Source organism: uncultured Allobosea sp. (assembly GCF_945956895.1).
Lineage (GTDB): Bacteria > Pseudomonadota > Alphaproteobacteria > Rhizobiales > Beijerinckiaceae > Allobosea.
The window spans coordinates 1-2534 of sequence record NZ_CAMFJF010000159.1 but is presented as its reverse complement, the minus strand read 5'-3'; the positions used below and the strand labels follow the sequence as shown (position 1 = coordinate 2534).

At 69.0% G+C, this 2534-nt stretch carries 2 protein-coding genes; both read left to right on the top strand.

The features are described from left to right. Positions 1 to 115: 115 nt before the first annotated feature. Complete coding sequence (locus Q0Q02_RS23755; protein ID WP_293813294.1) at positions 116 to 979, top strand: tyrosine-type recombinase/integrase; 864 nt, start codon at positions 116 to 118, stop codon at positions 977 to 979. Positions 980 to 994: 15 nt separating this feature from the next. Continuing rightward, positions 995 to 2209, top strand: a complete 1215-nt coding sequence (locus Q0Q02_RS23750; protein ID WP_293813292.1) for an IS91 family transposase — start codon at positions 995 to 997, stop codon at positions 2207 to 2209. Positions 2210 to 2534: the final 325 nt, after the last annotated feature.

Genomic DNA, 2534 nt, shown 5'->3' with positions numbered 1-2534 from the left:
GGACTAAGCCGCTCTCGCGGCAGGGCGCTGCGGCACGGTCATCGCTGAGATTTCGCCTGTGAGGCGCTGCATCCGAGGATTTCGGGGTCGTTTCCCCTGATCCTTGGAGGCCTCCATGACCGATGCCGTCACCGTCAGTCCGCTGCGCCAGCGGATGATCGAGGACATGACCATCCGCCGGTTTGGCGAGCACACGCAGCGCGATTATGTGCGGCAGGTCCGGGAGTTCACGGTCTTCCTCGGCCTGTCGCCGGATCGGGCCGAGCCCGAGGATCTGCGACGCTACCAGCTTCACCTGGCTTCGCTTGGTGCGAGCTACGCCCGGATGAACCAAGCCTGCACGGCGTTACGGTTCTTCTTCCACGTCACTCTGGGTCGGACCGGGTTCGGCGACCGCATGGCGCGGATCCCGACGCCGGAGCGCCTGCCGGTGGTGCTGGGCACCGAAGAGGTCGCGCTGTTGCTGGCGCATGCGCGGAGCCTGAAGGACCGGGCGGCGCTTAGCATCGCCTATGGCTGCGGACTGCGGGTCTCGGAGATCGCCCACCTCAAGGTCGCCGACATCGACAGCGCCCGCATGCTGATCCGGGTCGAGCAGGGCAAGGGCCGCAAGGACCGCTATGTCATGCTCGCGCCCGACCTGCTCGACCTCCTGCGGCAATGGTGGCGGGTGAAGCGCCCGCGTGGCTGGCTCTTCCCCGGCCAGCAGCCGGGCCAGCCGATCACGACGCGCCAGCTCAACCGGGCCTGCCATGCCGCAGCCGTTGCGGCGAAGCTCGACAAGCGGGTGTCGATGCACACGCTGCGGCACAGCTTCGCCACGCATCTGCTGGAACGGAAGACCGATATCCGGGTGATCCAGGTCCTGCTCGGCCACAGGAAGCTCGACACCACTGCCGTCTATACCCGCGTCGCGCTGAAGACCCTGCGCGAGGTGACCAGCCCGCTCGCGCTGCTGGCGCCGCCGCCACCGCCGTAACGCTCCGCGCCGATCATGGCGCGGCCTTCGCTGGAGGTCGCGGATATCCTGAACCGGCATGGCGACGCCTTCCTCGCGCGCCACCGGCTCAGCCGCGGCCAGCTCAAGGTCATCGGTGCGATCCGGGCCTGCCGCACGGCTGCGCTCGGCGGCCATGTCATGGCCTGCGGCGACTGCGATCACGCGACGATCGCCTACAACTCCTGCCGCAACCGCCACTGCCCACGCTGCCAGAGCGCGGCGGCGAAGGACTGGCTGGCGGACCGGCAAGCCGATCTCCTGCCCGTGCCTTACTACCATCTCGTTTTCACCTTGCCGGCGCCCCTCGCGGCCATCGCCTTCCAGAACAAGGCCGAGGTCTATGGTCTGTTGTTCAAGGCAGCGGCCGCGTCGCTCGCCACCATCGCGATCGATCCCCGCCATCTCGGCGCCCGCATCGGCTTCACCAGCGTCCTTCACACCTGGGGATCGGCGATGACGCACCATCCCCATCTCCATATCATCACGCCCGGCGGCGGCCTCTCGCCGGACGGCGCGCGCTGGATCGCGTGCCGGCCCGGCTTCTTCCTGCCGGTGCGCGTGCTCTCCCGGCTGTTCCGCAGGCTCTTCCTCGAAGGGCTCGCGGCCCTGCACGCGGCCGGCCGGCTCGCCTTCCATGGCGATCTCGCTCATCTGGCCGAAGCCCATGCCTTCACCGCCATGCTGGCGCCGCTGCGACGAGCCGACTGGGTTGTCTATGCCAAGCGCCCCTTCGGTGGCCCCGAGGCCGTGCTGGCCTATCTCGCCCGCTACACCCACCGCGTCGCCATCGCCAACAGCCGCCTCGTCGCCATGGATCGGCACGGGGTCACGTTCCGCTGGAAGGATTATCGCGCCCGCTCCGCCGGCAAGGCCTGGCGCAAGACCATGACGCTGGCGGCCCACGAGTTCATCCGCCGCTTTCTGCTCCACATCCTGCCCGACGGCTTCCACCGTATCCGCCACTACGGCCTGCTCGCCTCCAGCCGGCGCGCCGGCACCATCGCCCGCATCAGGCAGATCATCGCGGCGCCGACGCCGGCCGCAACGACGGCAGATCGTGAAGCTGAGTTCTCGGCCGAACAATCCGATCTGGTCGACGAGCGGAGGTCACCTTGCCCATGCTGCGGTGGTCGCATGATCATCGTCGAGCGCTTCGCTCCGGGCACAGCGCCGCGCACCATCGTCGCCGTCAGGATCGACACATCATGACGACGGCGCCGGGGAGCCACCCAGACGGACCACCGCCGGTCTCAGCCAGAGAGCGGGCAAGCCCGTTCGCCCCGATGGCGGAAACAGAGATCACCGCAGGCTCGAATATATCCAATGCGAGGCCAAGTGCGGGCTCCCGGGCATCTCGGTCGGAGCATCGCGCCGCCGTCCCGCGCCTCGCACGATCCCGCCGACCAGGCCGCGCGGCGAAATCCCCATAGCGCACGACCCCGGGCCGCGGCTTCCTCCCCTGGAGGCTTTCGGACGCCGGCCCTCAGCCCGGTCAGACCCCGCCCGCACGGACCGGCATCCGAAACCCTTCACA

What these genes read in the sequence shown, in the direction of transcription:
- Q0Q02_RS23755 (WP_293813294.1), top strand. Translation starts at nt 116, where the DNA reads ATGACCGATGCCGTCACCGTCAGTCCGCTGCGCCAGCGGATGATCGAG.
- Q0Q02_RS23750 (WP_293813292.1), top strand. Translation starts at nt 995, where the DNA reads ATGGCGCGGCCTTCGCTGGAGGTCGCGGATATCCTGAACCGGCATGGC.